This window comes from Azoarcus olearius, assembly GCF_001682385.1.
Lineage (GTDB): Bacteria > Pseudomonadota > Gammaproteobacteria > Burkholderiales > Rhodocyclaceae > Azoarcus > Azoarcus olearius.
This window is the reverse complement of the sequence record NZ_CP016210.1, coordinates 1,854,847-1,873,040: the sequence shown is the minus strand read 5'-3', so window position 1 is coordinate 1,873,040 and position 18,194 is coordinate 1,854,847. Positions and strand designations below refer to the sequence as shown.

Below are 18,194 nucleotides of genomic sequence, written 5' to 3'. Positions count from 1 at the left end.
TCAAACCCGGCGGAACACGAGGGTACCGTTGGTACCGCCGAAGCCGAAGTTGTTCTTGATGGCAACGTCGATCTTCATCGGCCGCGCTTCGTTGGCGCAGTAGTCGAGATCGCACTCGGGATCCTGCTCGAAGATGTTGATCGTCGGCGGCGAGATCTGGTGATGGACGGCGAGGACCGTGAATACCGACTCAAGTCCGCCCGCGCCGCCCAGCAGGTGGCCGGTCATCGACTTGGTGGAATTGACCACAAGCTTCTTGGCCGCGTCGACACCGAACGCAAGCTTGATCGCGTCGGTTTCGTTCTTGTCCCCGAGGGGCGTAGAAGTGCCGTGCGCGTTAAGGTACTGCACCTCATCCACGTTGACGCCCGCGTTCTTCATGGCGTTGACCATGCTGCGGCGCGGCCCGTCGGTATCCGGCGCGGTCATGTGGAAAGCGTCGCCGCTCATGCCGAAACCGGCCAGTTCCGCGTAGATGCGCGCACCGCGCTTTACCGCGTGCTCGTACTCTTCCAGCACGAGGACACCGGCGCCTTCGCCGAGCACGAAACCGTCACGCCCCTTGTCCCACGGACGGCTGGCGGTGGCCGGGTCGTCGTTGCGGGTGGAAAGCGCCTTGGCGGACGAGAAACCGCCGATCGCGAGCGAGGTGACGGTCGATTCGGCACCGCCGCACACCATCACGTCGGCGTCGCCATACTCGATCATCCGCGCACTGGTGCCGATGGCGTGCAAGCCCGTGGTGCACGCGGTGACAACCGCGATGTTGGGCCCCTTCAGACCAAACATGATCGACAGGTTGCCCGAGATCATGTTGATGATGGTGCCCGGAATGAAGAACGGAGAAATCTTGCGCGGCCCGCCCGCAAGATAATCGTCGTGGGTTTCCTCGATCATCGGCAGACCGCCGATGCCCGAGCCGATGTTCACGCCGATGCGCTCAGCGTTGGCTTCGGTGACTTCAATGCCGGAATCACGGATCGCCTGAATCCCGGCCGCCATGCCGTAGTGGATGAACACATCCATGCGGCGGGCTTCCTTGGGCGACAGGTAGGCCGAAACGTCGAAATCCTTGACTTCGCCAGCGATGCGGGCAGCAAACGCCGAGGCATCGAAACGAGTGATCGGCCCGATGCCGCTCTTGCCGGCAAGCAGGTTTTCCCAAGCAACGGGAACAGTATTGCCGACCGGCGAGACGAGTCCCAGACCGGTGACGACGACTCTACGACGCGACACAGGCAACTCCGTAATAAATCGAGGCGGAGAGGTTGGAATCGATCCGGATTTCGACGAGGCGAAATCCGGATGAAAAGCGGAATTACTTCTTCAGATGGGCGTTGACGTAGTCGATCGCCTGCTGGACGGTGGTGATCTTCTCGGCCTCTTCGTCCGGGATCTCGCACTCGAACTCTTCTTCCAGCGCCATAACCAGTTCCACGGTGTCCAGCGAATCCGCGCCCAGATCGTCCACGAACGAAGACTCGTTCTTGATCTCCGATTCGTTCACGCCAAGTTGCTCAGCGACGATCTTCTTGACGCGCTGTTCGATGTTCTCCATGAACAAACTCCTTCCCTGAAAGATGCAGGTATGTAAGAAAAAAAGCCGGCGTATTCTACCAAAAAGCACCGCTGCCGCTATCGCGGCGAACGGTCATGACATATACATGCCGCCGTTGACATGCAAAGTAGTGCCAGTGACGTAGGCCGCTGCAGGCGAGGCCAGGAAGGCCACGGCAGCAGCGATTTCCTCCGGGCGACCAAGGCGGCCGAGCGCGATGCTTCCCAGCAGCGCGTCGCGCGCCGAGTCGGGCAGCGCCCGGGTCATGTCGGTGTCGATGAAGCCCGGGGCGACGCAGTTGACGGTGATGTTGCGGCTGCCCAGCTCACGCGCGAGGGCGCGGCTCATGCCCGCCACGCCCGCCTTGGCCGCCGCGTAGTTGGCCTGGCCGGCATTGCCGGCGCTGCCCACCACGGAGGTGATGTTGATGATGCGGCCGGTGCGCGCCTTCATCATGCCGCGCATGACCAGCCGGGACATCCGGAACACCGCCTTCAGGTTGGTGTCGATGACCGCGTCCCACTCGTCGTCCTTCATCCGCATCGCGAGATTGTCACGAGTGATGCCGGCGTTGTTCACCAGGATGCCGACCGCGCCAAAACGCTTCTCGACTTCCGCAATCAGGCCTTCACAGGCAGCAACGTCGGTGACGTCGAGCGCCAGACCGGCGCCCTTGAAACCCGCCTCCGCCAAGGCGTTGTCGATGTCCGCCGCACCCGCTTCAGAGGTGGCGGTGCCGACCACGACGGCGCCGAGCCGGGCCAGTTCCATCGCTACCGCGCGACCGATCCCGCGCGAGGCGCCGGTAACCAGCGCGATCTGTCCTTCCAGCGAAAAACTCATTCTTACCTCACTGCCGCAATCGATTGTTCCAGACTCGCGGCGTCGTGTGCCGAGCCGCCTTCGATGTCCTTCGCGATGCGCTTGGTCATGCCGGCGAGCACCTTGCCGGGCCCGCATTCGACGACGTGGGTCATTCCGCGACGAGCCATTTCCTGCACGGATTCGATCCAGCGCACCGGCGAAAACGCCTGCCGCACCAGCGCGTCACGGATACGGTCCGGCTCCGCGTACACCGCAACATCGACGTTGTTCAGCACGTCGATCTCGGGGGTGCCGATTTCGAGACCTGCCAGACGCTCCGCCAACCGCTCCGCGGCCGGCTTCATCAAGGCACAGTGGAACGGGGCCGAAACCGGCAGCAGCACCGCGCGCTTTGCGCCCTTGCCCTTGGCGACCTCGATGGCACGCTCGACGGCAGCCTTGGCCCCGGCGATGACGATCTGCCCCGGCGCATTCAGGTTGGCCGCCTCGACGACCTCGCCTTGCGCCGCTTCGGCACACGCCTCCCGCACTGCGTCCGCCTCCAGCCCGAGCAGGGCGGCCATCGCGCCCTCGCCCGCCGGCACCGCTTCCTGCATGGCCTGAGCGCGCAACCGCACCAGCGGCACGGCGTCGGCAAACGGCAGTGCGCCAGCAGCCACCAGCGCCGCATACTCGCCGAGGCTGTGACCGGCGACGATCGCCGGTTTGGGACCGCCGGCCGCAAGCCAGGCGCGATACACCGCCACGCCGGCAGTCAGCATCAGAGGCTGCGTATTCACCGTGAGCGCCAGGCGCTCCGCCGGTCCTTCGCACACCATCTGCCACAAATCTTCACCCAGCGCCGCAGAGGCCTCGGCAAAAGTGTCGCGGATCACCGCGGATTCGCCATACGCGTCCATCATCGCGACGGACTGCGAACCCTGGCCTGGAAAAACCAGCGCAAAAGCCATCATCTCTCCAAGGTCTATCGGAAGAAATCAGAAGTCGATCAGGGCTGCGCCCCAGGTGAACCCGCCGCCTACACCCTCGACCACGACGCGCTGCCCGGGGCGGATACGGCCATCCCGCACCGCGAGATCGAGTGCAAGCGGAATCGATGCCGCCGAGGTGTTGCCATGGCGATCCACCGTGGCCACGACCTTCTCCATCGACAGGCCCAGGCGCTTCGCCGTGGCCTGGATGATGCGGATGTTCGCCTGGTGGGGAATCAGCCAGTCCACGCTGTCCGCCGCCACGCCTGCCGCGTCGAGCACCTCGTGCGCGACGTCGCCGAGCACTTTCACGGCAAACTTGAACACCGCCTGACCGTCCATGCGCAAAAAGGGGTCGCCTACCACCTGCCCGGTAGCCACGTTGCCGGGAACACAGAGAATTGGATGGTGGCTACCATCGGCGTGGAGCGCGGTCGTCAGCACGCCGGGCCGCTCAGAGGCTTCGAGCACCACCGCGCCGGCGCCGTCTCCGAACAGCACGCAGGTAGCGCGATCGGTCCAGTCGAGAATGCGGGAGAAAACTTCCGCCCCGACGACGAGCGCGCGCTTGTGACTGCCCGAACGGATGAATTTCTCAGCGATGCTCAGTGCGTAGACAAAGCCGCTGCACACGGCCTGCACATCGAATGCCGCACCGTTGTTGCCGATGCCCAGCTTGGACTGCAGCAGCGTGGCGGTGCTGGGAAAGATGTAATCGGGCGTCGAGGTCGCCACGATGATGAGGTCGATGTCGTTGGCCGCACAGCCCGCCGCTTCAATTGCGCGCTGCGCCGCGACGAGCGCGAGATCGCTGGAGCCCACGTCGGGCGGCGCGAGATAGCGGGTGCGGATGCCGGTTCTCGATACCACCCAATCGTCGGAGGTGTCGATGCCACGGGCGACGAGATCGTCGTTGCTCACCGGATTGCCGGGGAGATAACTGCCTGTCCCGGCGATACGTGCGTGGATCATGCGGCCTCCTGGCTCATCGCGGACATCCTCTCCTCGATACGTTCGATCAAACGGTTCGCGGCTGCATCGGCAGCACGGCCGAGCGCCTGCTCGAAGGCGAATGCGTCCGCCGAACCATGACTTTTCACCACCACGCCGCGCAAACCGAGCAGCGACGCGCCGTTGTAGCGGCGGTGATCGACCCGCCGCTTGAACCGCCCCAGTGCCGGAAGCGCCACAATCGCCATCAGCTTCGTCAGCAGATTGCGGCTGAACTCTTCGCGCAGGAACGTTGCCAGCATCTGCGCCAAGCCCTCGGAGGTCTTCAGCGCCACGTTGCCGACGAAGCCGTCGCACACGACCACATCCACACCCCCGGTGTAGATCTGGTCGCCCTCGACATTGCCCTTGAAGTTGAGCCCGCTGGTGCGCAGCAGTTCGCCGGCCTGCTTGACGACCTCGTTGCCCTTGATCGCCTCTTCGCCGATGTTGAGCAGACCGACGGTGGGACGATCGATGTGCTCCACGGCCGAAACCAGCATGGCCCCCATGATGCCGAACTGGAGCAGATGCTCGGGCGAGCAATCCACGTTTGCACCCAGGTCGAGCACGTAGGTACGTCCATCGCGACTGGGCAGCACGGTGGCGATCGCAGGGCGATCGATGCCGGGCAAGGTCTTGAGCACGAAGCGGGAAATCGCCATCAGCGCACCGGTGTTACCGGCGGAAACGGCCGCGGTGGCCTCACCGGACTTCACCAGGTCGATCGCCACCCGCATCGACGAGTCTTTCTTGTTCCGCATGGCGGTCGCTGGCGCTTCGTCCATGCCGACCACCTCGGTTGCGGGCTGCAGGCGCAGGCGCTCACCGAACTCCTTCGCCACCGGCGCAATCAGGGGCGCCAGAACCTCTTCACGACCGACCGCGATCGCCCGTGCGTCGGCGTGGCTGCGCAGAAACGCAAACACCGCAGGCACGGTGACGACCGGGCCGTGATCGCCACCCATGCAATCGACTGCAACGGTGACACTCATCGGCTTCTCGCGTGATTCACAAGCTGGGGATAAAAAAGGCGGCGCGAGCGCCACGCGCTCCGCGCCGCCTCCGGTTCAGGAAGCAGGCTTATTCGCCTTTTGCCTTGACGACCTTCTTGCCGCGGTAGAAACCGTTGGGGCTGATGTGGTGCCGCAGGTGCACTTCACCCGTGGTCGGCTCGACGGCCAGCGACGGGGCGGTCAGGAAATCGTGCGCACGGTGCATGCCACGCTTCGAGGGAGACTTCTTGTTCTGCTGGACTGCCATGAAAAACTCCTAATTCACACGTACTACGATGTTTCGTTCAAGCCTTGCCGCCACCGCGCAGCCCGGCCAGGACCGCAAACGGAGAAGCCTTGCCGTCTGCACCCTCTTGACCGGCGGGCCCACAGCTTTCATGCCGCGGCGCGATGGGCAATGCCAACAGAATCTCGTCTTCGACCAAGCCCACGACATCCAGCCCGGATTCGACCTCGATGGCGTCGACCTCGTCGTCCTCCAGCTCCTCGTCGGGAATTTCTTCCCCACTGCGGAAAGGCTGCAAGACTCTATCCACTGCAAGCGCCCAGGACATCCCTTCAAGACACCGCTGACAACGCAGTTCCAGGCAGCCTTTGACAATCAACTGCAAACGCGGCTTTCCCTGCTTGTCGAGCGATCCGGCGATGCGGTATTCCACATCACCTTCCGTACCTGCGAGAGCATCCGCCAACCGCTCAAGCGCAGCGACCCCGACCTTCCCCGCCAGGCTGCGGGCCTCGACGGCGAAGCGAAAGGGGTCGGCGATCACGACTGACGGAACGTCTGGGTGCGACATAAGCTGCGCATCATAGTATTCTTTCCGCCTGATTGTCAAAGACTTGAGACGGTTAGCCGGAAGACCCGGCGGCGCTCACTTACCCTGCCCTCACCATGAAGAAGCTCGTCCTCGCCTCTACCTCGTCCTACCGTCGCCAACTGCTGGAGCGGCTCGGCCATCCGTTTGAAACGGACCGCCCGGAAACCGATGAAAGCGCACTGCCCGGCGAGCATCCGCGCGACACGGCCGAGCGGCTCGCGATCGAGAAGGCACGTGCCGTGGCGGCCCGCCACCCGGACGCACTCATCATCGGCAGCGATCAGGTGGCCTTTCTGGACGACGAAGTGTTCGGCAAGCCGGGCACCGAAGAGCGCGCGATCGCGCAACTGACCCGCATGAGTGGTCGGACAGTCGTTTTCCATACTGGCGTCGCGGTGCTCGACGCGGCCAACGGCCAGGTGCAGTGCGTCGGCGTCCCCACCGAGGTGCGTTTCCGGACGCTGACCGATACCGAGATCCGGCGTTACGTCGAGAAGGAACGTCCGCTCGACTGCGCCGGCAGCGCCAAGTCGGAAGGCCTGGGCATCTCGCTGCTCGACGCCTTGTCGGGAGACGACCCGACGGCCTTGATCGGCCTGCCGCTGATCGCCCTGTCCAGAATGCTGCGTACCCAGGGCATCGAACTGCCATGACCACGCCCGGCCGCCTGCTCCTGATCCCGGTCGGCCTCGGCGGCGACGCATGGCCCGACTTCCTGCCGGCCCGCACGCAAGCCACCGCGGCAGCGCTGCGCTATTTCGTGGTTGAAAACGCCCGCGCGGCGCGTGCCCACCTGAAGACGATGGGTCATCCGCTGCCTTTGCGCGATGTCGCCATCCATGAACTCCCCGAGCAGTGCGCCGCCGCTGCGCTCGACGAGTTGCTCGCGCCGGCACGCGCTGGCCAGGACATCGGCCTGATGTCGGACGCAGGCTGCCCGGCGGTCGCGGACCCTGGCTCGCGCCTGGTCGCCCGCGCGCACGAACTCGGCATCCCGGTCATGCCGCTGGTAGGACCGTCGTCCATCCTCCTCGGCCTGATGGGTTCGGGGCTGAATGGCCAGAGCTTTGCGTTCCACGGCTACCTGCCCGTGGCGGAAAGCGAGCGCGACCTGCGCATCCGCGGACTGGAGGAGGAGTCGCGCCGCCAGGACCGCACGCAGATCTTCATCGAAACGCCCTACCGCAACGAACGCATGTTCGACGCGCTGCTCCGTCTTTGCCATCCGCAGACCCGGCTGTGCATCGCCTGCGATCTGACAACCCCGACGGAGTATCTGGTGACGCACCGGATCGAGACCTGGAGGACGACCCCTCGCCCCCAACTCGCCAAGCGGCCCGCGCTGTTTCTCCTGCTGGCCGCAGCCAGCCGCTAACGCAGCGTGACCCCTCGCAGCGCGGTGGCGAGGCTTTCGGTGACGCCGGCGCCGAAGCGCTGGGCGAAACGCTCGGCAAACGAACGGGTCTCGGTGAAATCGCGCACTTCTTCGGCCTGGAATACGTCGCGCGCAACCGAATCAACGGTTCCGTAGCCATCCGCGAGCCCCAGTTCCACGCTGCGCGCGCCGGTCCACACCAAGCCGGAAAACAACTCCGGCCCCTCCTTGAGACGCGGACCCCGCCCTTTGCGGACGACCTCGATGAACTGACGATGAATGTCGTCGAGCAAGCCGCGCGCGTGCGCGGTCTGCGTTTCCCGCTGCGGCGAGAACGGGTCGAGAAAGCCCTTGTTCGCGCCCGCGGCCAACAACCGACGCTCGACCCCGAGCTTTTCCATCGCGCCGACGAAGCCGAACCCGTCCATCAGTACGCCGATGGATCCAACCAGGCTCGCCTTGTCGACCATGATCTTGTCGGCCGCGGCAGCGACGTAATAGCCACCGGACGCACACATGTCTTCCACCACCGCGACCACCGGCAGATCGGGGCGCTCGCCACGCAAGCGGTAAATCTCGTCATTGATCATGCCTGCCTGGACAGGGCTGCCGCCGGGGCTGTTGATCCGCAGGACAACGCCGCGCACCGCCTTGTCGTCGTAGGCTGAACGCAGCGCACCGATGACGCGTTCAGCACTGGCCTCCGACCCGGAGTCGATCACCCCCTCGACGGACACCATCGCGGTATAGCCGCCCGCGGGCGCGAGGGCCTCCGCCGGCTCACCCCAGTCGGCAACTTTCCACAGGATCACGCCGAGGTAGATGAAAGTCAGCAACCGGAAGAACACGCTCCAGCGCCGGCGGCGGCGCTGCTCCGCCAGCGCTTCGAGCGCCAGCTTTTCGAGCACACCCCGCTCCCAGCCAGTCCCCTCAGTCCCACTCATAGCCCTTCGTCCTCGTGCAGATAGACGTGACCGGCACGTTCAACCACGTTGAGCGCGATGAGCCGCCTGCCCTTGCACGGCCCCATCACGCACTGCCCGGATTCCGGCTCGTAGTGTGCACCGTGCACTGCACAAATCAAGAGCGTTCCACTGAGGTCAAAGAACTTTCCCGCAACCCAGTCCAGCTCGACCGGTACATGGGCGCAGCGGTTGAGATAGGCGTACACCGCACCCCGGTAGCGAACTGCAAAGGCCGGCTCCACCACGCCGAAGCGCTCCACCGTGAACCGCACCCCGTCGCCGCCATCCGCCAGTTCGCTGGCCGCACAGATCAGACGTTCCCGCGCAGCCATTGCTCGAGCGCCGCCGGCGTTTCCACATAGGCGAGCGGGCGCGCCGCCTCGAGTTCTGCACGGCCATGCGCACCGAACCCGACCGCAAGCCCGGCCACGCCGGCGTTATGCGCCATCTGCAGATCGTGGGTGGCGTCACCGATCATCAGTGTGCGGTCCCGAGCCACCCCCAGTTCATCCATCAACTCTTCCAGCATGGCCGGATGCGGCTTCGAAAAGCACTCGTCGGCACACCGCGTTGCATGGAAGCGCGGCCCCAGCCCCGAATGCGACAGCGCGCGGTCCAGCCCGAGGCGGCTCTTCCCGGTTGCCACCGCCAGCAGCTTTCCCTCCTCGGCCAGCCAGTCGATCATGCCGGGCACGCCGGGAAAGAGCGTCAGCTCGTGGTCGGCCGACAGGTAATGATGACGATAACGCTCGACCATGCGCGGATAGGCCTCGACATCGAGTTCCGGCACCGCGTGCCGCAACGCATCGCCCAGCCCCAGGCCGATGACGTAGCGCGCCCGCTCCTCAGGCGGCTCGGGCAGACCGAGGTCACGGCAGGCGGCGAGGATGGCGCGCACGATCGCCGCCGCCGAATCCATCAGCGTGCCGTCCCAGTCGAAAACAACCAGATCGAAGCGGTCAGCCACGGGACTTGCCCTCCTTGGTATCGAGCAGGGCGACGAAGCCCCGCAGATCGTCCGGCAGCGCCGCCTCGAATGCGAGCAACTTGCCGGTCAGCGGATGGTGAAAGCGAAGCGAGGCCGCGTGCAGGAACATCCGGCGCAAACCCTCGCCCTCCAGGCGCTTGTTCAACGCGAAATCACCATATTTGTCGTCACCGCACAAGGGGAAACCGAGATGGGTCAGATGGACGCGGATCTGATGAGTCCGCCCGGTCTTCAGTTCCACCTCGAGCAGGCTGTAGTCGGCCCAGCGCTGCACCAGGCGGACGATGCTGTGCGCGGGCTTGCCCTCGTCGCTGACTCGAACCCTGCGCTCGCCCTCCGGCGTCAGGTACTTCAGGAGGGGCGCCTTGACGTGTTGCATCGGGTTCATCCAGCGCCCGGGCACCAGGGTCAGGTAGCGCTTTTCAACCTGGCCCTCCCGCATCATGTCGTGCAGCGCGGTCAGTGCGGAACGCTTCTTCGCGACGATCAGCAGGCCCGAGGTCTCACGGTCGAGACGATGCGCGAGCTCCAGCATCCGCAGCTCGGGCCGCTGAGTGCGCAATTGCTCGATGACCCCGTAACTGACGCCGCTGCCTCCGTGCACAGCCTTGCCGGACGGCTTGTTGACCACCAGCAGCGCATCGTCCTCGAACACGACCGGCAGCGGCTTGCCCGCCGGAGCGGGCGCACTGCGCGTCGGCTCGGCCACGCGCAGCGGCGGCACCCGCACTTCGTCGCCCAGCGCCAGTCGATAGGTGGGCTGCACGCGGCGGCCGTTTACCCGGACCTCCCCGCCGCGCAGGATGCGATAGACGTGACTCTTGGGCACGCCCTTGGCAAGCCGCAGGAGGAAATTGTCGATGCGCTGACCGGCCGAAGCCTCGTCGATGCGCTCGTGGCGAACCGCGATCGCTTTGCCTTGTGTCGTCATCCTGAAATATACTTCCCCGCGGTTTAGCCGGTTGCGGTCGCCATCCCCACACGCCAGAAGGCGGGGGTCGATGTTCGACGATGAGCCCGCACGAGCGCTCCCGGCAGAACCGATGCGTGCGCCGCGCTGCCCAAAAAGGCGGCGATGGTAACGCAATCAACCAAGCAAAACACACTCTTCGACCTACCAGTTGGATTTATTCGCGTAGCACACGCAGGATCAAATGTTCTGGCCCGAACGCCGCACGACGGCGGGGGCGGGAACACGAGAATTTCGACCAGCCGACCCATCACAGCCGCGACCCTACAACCGGATGAAAGTAGCCCTACCCAACCGCTCCTGAACCCGGAAAGCGCGATGGTGCGCGCCGTTCGTCCTGCCCGTGTGCTTTTGCGCGGGAGAACGACCTAAATGAAGCGCATGCTTTTCAACGCGACGCAGGCCGAGGAACTGCGCGTCGCAATCGTAGACGGTCAGAAACTGATCGATCTCGATATCGAATCGGCCGCCAAGGAACAACGCAAGAGCAACATCTACAAAGCGGTCATCACCCGCATCGAGCCCAGCCTCGAAGCCGCTTTCGTCGATTACGGCGCCGAGCGCCACGGCTTCCTGCCGTTCAAGGAAATCTCGCGCTCCTACTTCCAGCCGGGCGTGGATGCCGGCAAGGCCAGCATCAAGGAAGCCCTGCGCGAAGGCCAGGAACTGATCGTCCAGGTGGAAAAGGACGAGCGCGGCAACAAGGGCGCGGCGCTCACCACCTACATCTCGCTGGCCGGGCGCTACCTGGTCCTGATGCCGAACAATCCGCGCGGCGGCGGCGTGTCGCGCCGTGTGGAAGGCGACGAGCGCGCCGAACTGCGCGACGTCATGGACCAGCTCGAAGTCCCGGGCGGCATGAGCCTGATCGCGCGTACCGCGGCGATCGGCCGCAGTGCCGAAGAGTTGCAGTGGGACCTGAACTACCTGCTGCAGCTGTGGACCGCGATCGAAGGCGCCGCCACCAGCCAGTCCGGCGCGTTCCTGATCTACCAGGAAGGCAGCCTGGTGATCCGCGCGATCCGCGATTACTTCCAGCCGGAAATCGGCGAAATCCTGATCGACACCGACGACATCTACGAGCAGGCGCGCCAGTTCATGGCCCACGTCATGCCGGGCAACGTCAACCGGGTCAAGCGCTATCAGGACGACGTGCCGCTGTTCTCGCGCTTCCAGATCGAGCACCAGATCGAATCCGCCTACTCGCGTCAGGTCGGCCTGCCCTCCGGCGGCGCGGTGGTCATCGACCACACCGAAGCGCTGGTGTCGATCGACGTGAACTCGGGCCGTGCGACCAAGGGCGCCGACATCGAGGAAACCGCCTTCCGCACCAACCTGGAAGCGGCCGATGAAATCGCCCGCCAGCTGCGCCTGCGCGACCTCGGCGGCCTGATCGTCATCGACTTCATCGACATGGAGTCGCAGAAGAACCAACGCGAAGTCGAGAACCGCCTGCGCGACGCGCTGCGCCACGACCGCGCCCGCGTGCAGACCGGCAAGATCAGCCGCTTCGGCCTGCTCGAACTGTCGCGCCAGCGCCTGCGTCCGGCGCTCGCCGAAACCAGCTACATCCCCTGCCCGCGCTGTAACGGCACCGGCCACATCCGCAGCACCGAATCGTCGGCGCTGCACATCGTGCGCATCCTCGAAGAGGAAGCGATGAAGGAGAACACCGGCGCGGTGCACCTGCAGGTGCCGGTCGATGTCGCCACCTTCCTGCTCAACGAGAAGCGGGTCGACATCGCCCGCATCGAGATGCGCCACAAGGTGCAGCTCATCATCGTGCCGAACCGCCACCTGGAGACGCCGCAGCACGAAATCATCCGTCTGCGCCACGACCAGCTCAACCTCGAAGACATCGCCCTCGCCAGCTACCAGATGGTGCAGAAGCCGGCTGACGAGGAAATGCGCCTGCCGACCAAGAACGGCGACAAGCCGGCCCGCCAGGAAGCTGCAGTCAAGGGCATCTCGCCCGAACAGCCCGCGCCCATCGTGGAAGCCCGCGCCGAAGCCGCGCCGGCGCCCGCCGCGGTGGCGCCCGCGCCGCGCCGCGGCCTGCTCGACTGGATTCTCGGCCTGTTCCGCAGCGAACCAGCCCCGGCCGCCACGCCGGCGCCGGCCGAAACGCCGGCCAAGCGCGAGGCCCGTCCGCGCGGCGAACGTAACGGAGACGCCCGTCGCGGCAATGGCAATCGCAACCGCCGTGAAGGCCAGCGCGAGCGCACCGAACGCGATGGCGAGACGCCTCGCGCACGCCCCGAGAACGGCCGTCACGCACGTGGCGAACGAAGCGAAAGCGTCGAACGCGAGAAGCCCCAACAGGAGCGTGCGGAGCGTCCCGAGCGCGCTGACCGTCCCGAACGGACCGAGCGCGGCGAAGGCGGCCGTGGTCGCGGCCGTGGGCAGCGCCAGGCACGCACCGAAGAGCTGAACGAGAAGCCTGCCGACAAGGCTGCCGAAGTCGCGGCGGAAGTCATCGCCGCCGCGGCGCTCGCCAGCGCGAACGACACCGAAGCCGTGGTGCCCTCGGGCGACGACAGTGCAGGTGAGAACGCAGCCCCCGAAAAGCGTCGCCGCCGGGGCCGCGGCCGCCGCGACCGCCGCCCGGCCGAAGTCGCCGGCGTGGATGGCGTGACCGAGAACGAAGGCAGCGCCGATGCGGTTGCCGAAACCGCCGACGTCCTCGCCCCTGAGGCCGCGCCCGTCGTGGCGGAGGCCGAGGCTGTGGTTCAGGTCGCCGCGACCGTGGAAGCGGTCGAAGCCCCTGCGGTCGAAGCCCCTGCGGTGGAAGATGCGCCGGCTGCCGCCGAGGCGGCCCCCGCGAGCGCAGAACTGCCGGTCGTCGCCTCCGCCGCTACGGCGGTGGAGTCGATCGTCGAGGCGGCACCGCTGCCGGTCGCCATCGAAACGGCGGTTCCCACCGAGGAGGTCGCTGGCGCCCAGGTCACCGAAACCGTTGCGCCCGAGACGGTTCCGCCGCTGTGCGTGGCCGAACCCCCGGCCGCCGACCACCCCGAGGTGTCCGTGGAAGCCGAGGCGGTGGCGACGACGTTCGAAACCGCGACGGTGCAGCCGGTGGCCGCCCCTGAGGCAGAACCGGTCGCCGAGGCGCCGATCCCGGTGGTCGTGGCGGAAGACAGCATCGTCCCGCCTGCGCCGACCGAGACGCGCGCCGCCGGCGTTGAGCAGAAGCCCGCGCCTTCGGATCCGATCGACCTGGGACCGGCGCTGGCTGACAGCGGCTTGGTACTGATCGAAACGAGCCGCGACAAGCTGTCCAAGTTTGGCACCGGTGCCGTGGAACAGTCCGTGCCGCTGGGCCGCAAGCCCCGTCAGGCGATGGTAATTGCGGAAGAACCGCTGCAGCAGGTTGAGACGCGCAAGTAAGCGCAGACCGCGTCCAGAAAAAAGGCCACCGCAAGGTGGCCTTTTTTCGTTCTGATCGGCGCTGACGACCGGGGCGCGTGCGCGCCCATTCCCGTCAGGCGCCGATCCGATCCAGCAGGCCGTCGACGCCAGCCTCGCACATGTCGAGCACCATCTCGAAACCCTGCGGACCGCCGTAATACGGGTCCGGCACCTCATCGAACTCGGTTTTCGCGGCGTAGCGCAGGAACAGATCGAGCTTGGGCCGATACACCTCCGGGCAGGCCCGCTTCATCAGGTCGAGGTGGCCGCGATCCATTGCCAGCAGCAGGTCGAAATCCTGGAAATCGCGCAGTTCCAGCTTGCGCGCCCGCAAGGGACTGAGATCGTAGCCACGTCGGGCCGCCGCCTTGAGCGTACGCGGATCCGGCGCCTCGCCCACGTGGTAGCCGTGAGTGCCCGCGGAATCCACATGAACATGGGCGCCGAGGCCGCCACTGTGGATCATGTGCAGCGCAACCCCTTCGGCCGTGGGCGACCTGCAGATGTTGCCGGTGCAAACGAATAGAACGCGCTTCACCTCTCCTCCCTAGGTATTGCCGTGCTGGTCCGCGCCAAAAGCGCGTTCTCGCAGCTTGAACAGTTCGTCGCGCGCGGCCGCGGCCTTTTCGAACTCCAGGTTGCGCGCGTGCTCCTGCATCTCTTTCTCGAGCTTCTTGATGGCCCGTGCGAGTTGCTTTTCGTCCATCGCGGCATAGTCGGCGCGTGCTTCGCCCACCCGGGCGCTGTCGCGACTAGCGCCATCGGCATTGTAGACGCCGTCGATGATGTCCTTGATGCGCTTGCTCACTGTCCTGGGCACGATGCCGTTCGCCTCGTTGAAGGCGATCTGCTTGGTACGCCGGCGCTCGGTCTCGCCGATCGCGGCGCGCATCGAATCGGTGATCTGGTCGGCATACAGGATCGCGGTGCCATGGATGTGGCGCGCGGCGCGGCCGATCGTCTGGATCAGCGAACGCTCCGAGCGCAGGAAACCCTCCTTGTCCGCATCGAGGATGGCCACCAGCGACACCTCGGGAATATCCAGCCCCTCGCGCAGCAGGTTGATGCCGACCAGCACATCGAACTGACCCAGGCGCAGGTCGCGGATGATCTCCACCCGCTCGACGGTGTCGATGTCCGAATGCAGATAGCGCACCTTGATGCCGTTGTCGGCCAGGTAGTCGGTCAGATCTTCCGCCATCCGCTTGGTCAGCACCGTCACCAGCACGCGTTCCTGAACCGCGATGCGGGTCTTGATCTGGGCAAGCAGGTCATCCACCTGCGTCGTCGCCGGACGGATCTCGACGACAGGGTCGATCAGCCCGGTCGGGCGGACCACCTGCTCCACCACCTGGCCCTGATGCTGCGCCTCGTAGGCCGCCGGAGTCGCCGAGACGAATACGGTCTGCGGCATCAGGCGCTCGAACTCCTCGAACTTCAGCGGCCGGTTGTCCAGCGCGGATGGCAGCCGGAAACCGTAGCCCACGAGGTTTTCCTTGCGCGAGCGGTCGCCCTTGTACATGCCGCCCACCTGCCCGATGGCGACGTGCGACTCGTCGATGAACATCAGCGCGTCGGCTGGAAGGTAGTCGATCAGCGTGGGCGGCGGCTCGCCCGGGCCGCGCCCAGACAGATGGCGGGAGTAGTTCTCGATGCCCTTGCAGAAGCCCATCTCGTTGAGCATCTCGAGATCGAAGCGGGTGCGCTGCTCGAGCCGCTGCGCCTCCACCAGCTTGCCCTCGCGCTGGAAGAAGGCGATGCGGTCCTTCAGCTCTTCCTTGATCGCCTCGATCGCCTTCAGCACGGTCGCGCGCGGCGTGACGTAGTGGCTGGACGGATAGACGGTGAAGCGCACCAGCTTCTGCTTGAGGTGCCCCGTGAGCGGATCGAACAGCGTCAGGTGCTCGATCTCATCGTCGAACATCTCGATGCGCACTGCGAGTTCCGCGTTCTCCGACGGGAACACGTCGATCACGTCGCCGCGCACGCGGAAGGTGCCACGACGGAAGTCGAGGTCGGCGCGGGTGTATTGCATCGCTACCAGGCGGGCGATCAGATCGCGGTGGGAGACGCGCTCGCCCTCGCGCAGGTGCAGGATCATCGCGTGGTAGTCCACCGGGTCGCCGATACCGTAGATGCACGACACCGTCGCCACGATCACCACGTCACGGCGTTCCATTAGGCTCTTGGTGGCCGACAGCCGCATCTGCTCGATGTGCTCGTTCACCGACGAATCCTTCTCGATGAAGAGGTCGCGCTGCGGCACGTAGGCCTCGGGCTGGTAGTAGTCGTAGTAGCTGACGAAGTACTCGACCGCGTTCTCCGGCAGGAACTCGCGGAACTCGGCATAGAGCTGCGCCGCCAGCGTCTTGTTGGGCGCCAGCACCAGCGCCGGCCGCCCCATGCGGGCGATGACGTTGGCCATGGTGTAGGTCTTGCCCGAGCCGGTCACGCCCAGCAGGGTCTGGTACATCAGGCCGTCCTCGACACCCTCGCACAACAGCCGGATCGCCTCCGGCTGGTCGCCCGCCGGAGGAAAGGGTTGGTGCAGGCGGAAGGGACTGCCCTCGAACGTCAGCACCTTGGCGGTGCTGTCGGAGCCGCTGTCGGCCGGACTCTGCATGCTAGAATTCCCGTCTTGTTTCAAGCGCCTGCGCCCACCAGGGGAAGCAGGCGGAAACACCGATTATTTCCCAAATCGCGTCTCAAGGCACGGCCCAGGCCGCGCCGCGGCGCGACCGAACCGCTAGCGCAACTGGAGTCCAAATGTCCGCATCGATCTTCGCCGCCGTCGAGTTGGCGCCCCGTGACCCGATCCTCGGCCTCAACGAGGCCTTCGCCGCCGACACCCGCGCCGAGAAGGTGAACCTCGGCGTCGGCGTCTACTACGACGACAACGGCAAGATTCCGCTGCTGGCCGCCGTCCGCGCCGCCGAAAAGGCCCGCCTCGAAGCCATGCCGCCGCGCGGCTACCAGCCGATCGAAGGCCCCGCCGCCTACAACAACGCGGTGCAGAACCTGCTGCTCGGCAAGGATTCCGCGCTGATCGCCAACGGCCAGGTCGTCACCGTCGAAGCACTCGGCGGCACCGGCGCGCTGAAGGTCGGCGCCGACTACCTCAAGCGCCTGCTGCCGGGCGCCACGGTCTACATCTCCGACCCGAGCTGGGAAAACCACCGCGCGCTGTTCGAATCGGCCGGCTTCCCGGTCGACACCTACCCTTACTACGACGCCGCCACCCGCGGCGTGAACTTCGCCGGCATGAAGGCCAAGCTGGAAAGCCTGCCGGCCGGCTCGATCATCGTGCTGCACGCCTGCTGCCACAACCCGACCGGCGCGGATCTTTCCGACGCCCAGTGGGATGAGGTCGTCGCCGCCTGCCGCGCCCGCGGCCTGGTGCCCTTCCTCGACATGGCCTACCAGGGCTTCGCCGACGGCATCGACGCCGACGCCGTCGCGGTGCGCGCCTTCTCGGCCAGCGGCCTGCAGTTCTTCGTTTCCAGCTCGTTCTCCAAGAGCTTCTCGCTGTACGGCGAGCGCGTCGGCGCGCTGTCCATCATCACCGCCAGCAAGGAAGAGTCCGGCCGCGTGCTGTCGCAAGTCAAGCGCGTGATCCGTACCAACTATTCCAACCCGCCGATCCACGGCGGCGCCATCGTCGCCGCGGTGCTCAACTCCGCCGAACTGCGCCAGCAGTGGGAAGACGAACTCGCCGGCATGCGCGACCGCATCCGCGCGATGCGGACGGGGCTGGTCGAGCAGCTGAAGGCCGAAGGCGTGGCGCAGGACTTCTCCTTCGTGATCAAGCAGCGCGGCATGTTCTCCTACACCGGCCTCACCGCCGCCCAGGTCGAGAAGCTGAAGACCGACTTCGGCATCTACGCGGTGTCGACGGGCCGCATCTGCCTGGCGGCGCTGAACTCCAAGAACATCGGCTACGTCGCCAAGGCGATCGCGGCGGTGGTCAAGGGCTGATCATCGAGTCGGGGCGGCCGATTGCCGTGCGAACGAATAATCCGCGGCCCCGTTCTTGACGAAGCGCACATTCATGCCTAGAATGCGCGGCTCTGTTCCTCGATAGCTCAGTCGGTAGAGCGCCGGACTGTTAATCCGTAGGTCCCTGGTTCGAGCCCAGGTCGAGGAGCCAAAATTCGATGCACGAAACCTCCGGTTGCGGGCATCTGCAGTACAAGAAGCACCAACACGTTTTATTCCCCGATAGCTCAGTCGGTAGAGCGCCGGACTGTTAATCCGTAGGTCCCTGGTTCGAGCCCAGGTCGGGGAGCCAAAAATTCAAGGCCGTGTTCCAC

18 protein-coding genes and 2 tRNA genes are annotated in these 18,194 nt (G+C 65.7%); 6 read left to right on the top strand and 14 right to left on the bottom strand.

Annotated elements, in window-relative coordinates:
• The 8 genes from fabF to dqs_RS08585 all read right to left on the bottom strand — a co-directional run bounded on the left by fabF (position 1) and on the right by dqs_RS08585 (position 6,157).
• Positions 1-1,236 (bottom strand): beta-ketoacyl-ACP synthase II, encoded by a 1,236-nt coding sequence (fabF, locus tag dqs_RS08620; RefSeq protein ID WP_011765360.1) that lies wholly within the window; start codon positions 1,234-1,236, stop codon positions 1-3.
• Between the two features lie 82 nt (positions 1,237-1,318).
• Positions 1,319-1,558, bottom strand: coding sequence for an acyl carrier protein (gene acpP, locus dqs_RS08615; RefSeq protein WP_011765359.1), 240 nt, complete (start codon positions 1,556-1,558; stop codon positions 1,319-1,321).
• 93 nt (positions 1,559-1,651) lie between these two features.
• Positions 1,652-2,401 (bottom strand): 3-oxoacyl-ACP reductase FabG, encoded by a 750-nt coding sequence (gene fabG, locus dqs_RS08610; protein ID WP_065340209.1) that lies wholly within the window; start codon positions 2,399-2,401, stop codon positions 1,652-1,654.
• 2 nt (positions 2,402-2,403) lie between these two features.
• Positions 2,404-3,333: an ACP S-malonyltransferase gene (gene fabD / locus dqs_RS08605; protein WP_065340208.1), complete on the bottom strand. Its 930-nt coding sequence runs from the start codon at positions 3,331-3,333 to the stop codon at positions 2,404-2,406.
• Positions 3,334-3,360: 27 nt separating this feature from the next.
• A complete protein-coding gene (locus dqs_RS08600) occupies positions 3,361-4,326 on the bottom strand; it encodes a beta-ketoacyl-ACP synthase III (protein ID WP_011765356.1) in 966 nt (321 codons plus the stop codon).
• A complete protein-coding gene (gene plsX / locus dqs_RS08595) occupies positions 4,323-5,339 on the bottom strand; it encodes a phosphate acyltransferase PlsX (RefSeq protein ID WP_011765355.1) in 1,017 nt (338 codons plus the stop codon). Before plsX ends, dqs_RS08600 begins: the two co-directional genes overlap by 4 nt.
• An 88-nt stretch (positions 5,340-5,427) precedes the next feature.
• Complete coding sequence (gene rpmF, locus dqs_RS08590; protein ID WP_011765354.1) at positions 5,428-5,607, bottom strand: 50S ribosomal protein L32; 180 nt, start codon at positions 5,605-5,607, stop codon at positions 5,428-5,430.
• Positions 5,608-5,644: 37 nt separating this feature from the next.
• On the bottom strand, positions 5,645-6,157 hold the full coding sequence (locus tag dqs_RS08585; protein WP_065340207.1) for a YceD family protein: 513 nt from the start codon (positions 6,155-6,157) through the stop codon (positions 5,645-5,647).
• 95 nt (positions 6,158-6,252) lie between these two features.
• On the opposite strand from dqs_RS08585, the gene dqs_RS08580 reads away from it, so the two are divergent.
• Both dqs_RS08580 and dqs_RS08575 read left to right on the top strand, forming a co-directional pair.
• The gene (locus dqs_RS08580; protein WP_065340206.1) at positions 6,253-6,831 is read left to right on the top strand and encodes a Maf family protein; all 579 of its coding nucleotides are present in this window, start codon (positions 6,253-6,255) and stop codon (positions 6,829-6,831) included.
• Positions 6,828-7,553: an SAM-dependent methyltransferase gene (locus dqs_RS08575; protein WP_065340205.1), complete on the top strand. Its 726-nt coding sequence runs from the start codon at positions 6,828-6,830 to the stop codon at positions 7,551-7,553. The genes dqs_RS08580 and dqs_RS08575 overlap by 4 nt, the downstream gene beginning before the upstream one ends.
• Here the strand turns inward: dqs_RS08575 and dqs_RS08570 are convergent.
• From dqs_RS08570 to dqs_RS08555, 4 genes are read right to left on the bottom strand one after another with little or no spacing between them, the layout of a single operon-like run.
• A complete protein-coding gene (locus dqs_RS08570) occupies positions 7,550-8,461 on the bottom strand; it encodes a S49 family peptidase (RefSeq protein ID WP_221405630.1) in 912 nt (303 codons plus the stop codon). The two genes, dqs_RS08575 and dqs_RS08570, sit on opposite strands and share 4 nt — an antisense overlap.
• 32 nt (positions 8,462-8,493) lie before the next feature.
• Positions 8,494-8,850 (bottom strand): Rieske (2Fe-2S) protein, encoded by a 357-nt coding sequence (locus tag dqs_RS08565; protein ID WP_011765349.1) that lies wholly within the window; start codon positions 8,848-8,850, stop codon positions 8,494-8,496.
• Positions 8,829-9,485, bottom strand: coding sequence for an HAD-IA family hydrolase (locus tag dqs_RS08560; protein ID WP_065340203.1), 657 nt, complete (start codon positions 9,483-9,485; stop codon positions 8,829-8,831). Before dqs_RS08560 ends, dqs_RS08565 begins: the two co-directional genes overlap by 22 nt.
• Positions 9,478-10,437 carry an RluA family pseudouridine synthase gene (locus dqs_RS08555; protein WP_065340202.1) on the bottom strand — a complete coding sequence of 320 codons (960 nt, stop codon included), beginning with the start codon at positions 10,435-10,437 and terminating at the stop codon, positions 9,478-9,480. The genes dqs_RS08560 and dqs_RS08555 overlap by 8 nt, the downstream gene beginning before the upstream one ends.
• Positions 10,438-10,848: 411 nt before the next feature.
• Here dqs_RS08555 and dqs_RS08550 point away from each other — a divergent pair, with 411 nt between their 5' ends.
• Positions 10,849-13,863 (top strand): Rne/Rng family ribonuclease, encoded by a 3,015-nt coding sequence (locus dqs_RS08550; RefSeq protein ID WP_065340201.1) that lies wholly within the window; start codon positions 10,849-10,851, stop codon positions 13,861-13,863.
• 94 nt (positions 13,864-13,957) lie between these two features.
• On the opposite strand, the gene dqs_RS08545 is transcribed toward dqs_RS08550, so the two are convergent.
• Together dqs_RS08545 and uvrB are read right to left on the bottom strand one after the other, a co-directional pair.
• Positions 13,958-14,422 (bottom strand): low molecular weight protein-tyrosine-phosphatase, encoded by a 465-nt coding sequence (locus dqs_RS08545; RefSeq protein WP_065340200.1) that lies wholly within the window; start codon positions 14,420-14,422, stop codon positions 13,958-13,960.
• Positions 14,423-14,431: 9 nt separating this feature from the next.
• Positions 14,432-16,507, bottom strand: coding sequence for an excinuclease ABC subunit UvrB (uvrB, locus tag dqs_RS08540; protein WP_011765344.1), 2,076 nt, complete (start codon positions 16,505-16,507; stop codon positions 14,432-14,434).
• A 143-nt stretch (positions 16,508-16,650) separates the two neighbouring features.
• On the opposite strand from uvrB, the gene dqs_RS08535 reads away from it, so the two are divergent.
• From dqs_RS08535 to dqs_RS08525, 3 genes are all read left to right on the top strand, one after another.
• Entirely contained in the window at positions 16,651-17,859 is a 1,209-nt protein-coding gene (locus dqs_RS08535; protein ID WP_065340199.1) for an amino acid aminotransferase, read from the top strand.
• A 96-nt stretch (positions 17,860-17,955) separates the two neighbouring features.
• A tRNA-Asn gene (locus dqs_RS08530) sits at positions 17,956-18,031 on the top strand.
• Between the two features lie 65 nt (positions 18,032-18,096).
• Positions 18,097-18,172, top strand: a tRNA-Asn gene (locus dqs_RS08525).
• Positions 18,173-18,194 lie beyond the last annotated feature (22 nt).

What these genes read in the sequence shown, in the direction of transcription:
- acpP (WP_011765359.1), bottom strand. Translation starts at nt 1,558, where the DNA reads ATGGAGAACATCGAACAGCGCGTCAAGAAGATCGTCGCTGAGCAACTT.
- fabG (WP_065340209.1), bottom strand. Translation starts at nt 2,401, where the DNA reads ATGAGTTTTTCGCTGGAAGGACAGATCGCGCTGGTTACCGGCGCCTCG.
- fabD (WP_065340208.1), bottom strand. Translation starts at nt 3,333, where the DNA reads ATGGCTTTTGCGCTGGTTTTTCCAGGCCAGGGTTCGCAGTCCGTCGCG.
- dqs_RS08600 (WP_011765356.1), bottom strand. Translation starts at nt 4,326, where the DNA reads ATGATCCACGCACGTATCGCCGGGACAGGCAGTTATCTCCCCGGCAAT.
- plsX (WP_011765355.1), bottom strand. Translation starts at nt 5,339, where the DNA reads ATGAGTGTCACCGTTGCAGTCGATTGCATGGGTGGCGATCACGGCCCG.
- rpmF (WP_011765354.1), bottom strand. Translation starts at nt 5,607, where the DNA reads ATGGCAGTCCAGCAGAACAAGAAGTCTCCCTCGAAGCGTGGCATGCAC.
- dqs_RS08585 (WP_065340207.1), bottom strand. Translation starts at nt 6,157, where the DNA reads ATGTCGCACCCAGACGTTCCGTCAGTCGTGATCGCCGACCCCTTTCGC.
- dqs_RS08580 (WP_065340206.1), top strand. Translation starts at nt 6,253, where the DNA reads ATGAAGAAGCTCGTCCTCGCCTCTACCTCGTCCTACCGTCGCCAACTG.
- dqs_RS08575 (WP_065340205.1), top strand. Translation starts at nt 6,828, where the DNA reads ATGACCACGCCCGGCCGCCTGCTCCTGATCCCGGTCGGCCTCGGCGGC.
- dqs_RS08565 (WP_011765349.1), bottom strand. Translation starts at nt 8,850, where the DNA reads ATGGCTGCGCGGGAACGTCTGATCTGTGCGGCCAGCGAACTGGCGGAT.
- dqs_RS08555 (WP_065340202.1), bottom strand. Translation starts at nt 10,437, where the DNA reads ATGACGACACAAGGCAAAGCGATCGCGGTTCGCCACGAGCGCATCGAC.
- dqs_RS08550 (WP_065340201.1), top strand. Translation starts at nt 10,849, where the DNA reads ATGAAGCGCATGCTTTTCAACGCGACGCAGGCCGAGGAACTGCGCGTC.
- uvrB (WP_011765344.1), bottom strand. Translation starts at nt 16,507, where the DNA reads ATGCAGAGTCCGGCCGACAGCGGCTCCGACAGCACCGCCAAGGTGCTG.
- dqs_RS08535 (WP_065340199.1), top strand. Translation starts at nt 16,651, where the DNA reads ATGTCCGCATCGATCTTCGCCGCCGTCGAGTTGGCGCCCCGTGACCCG.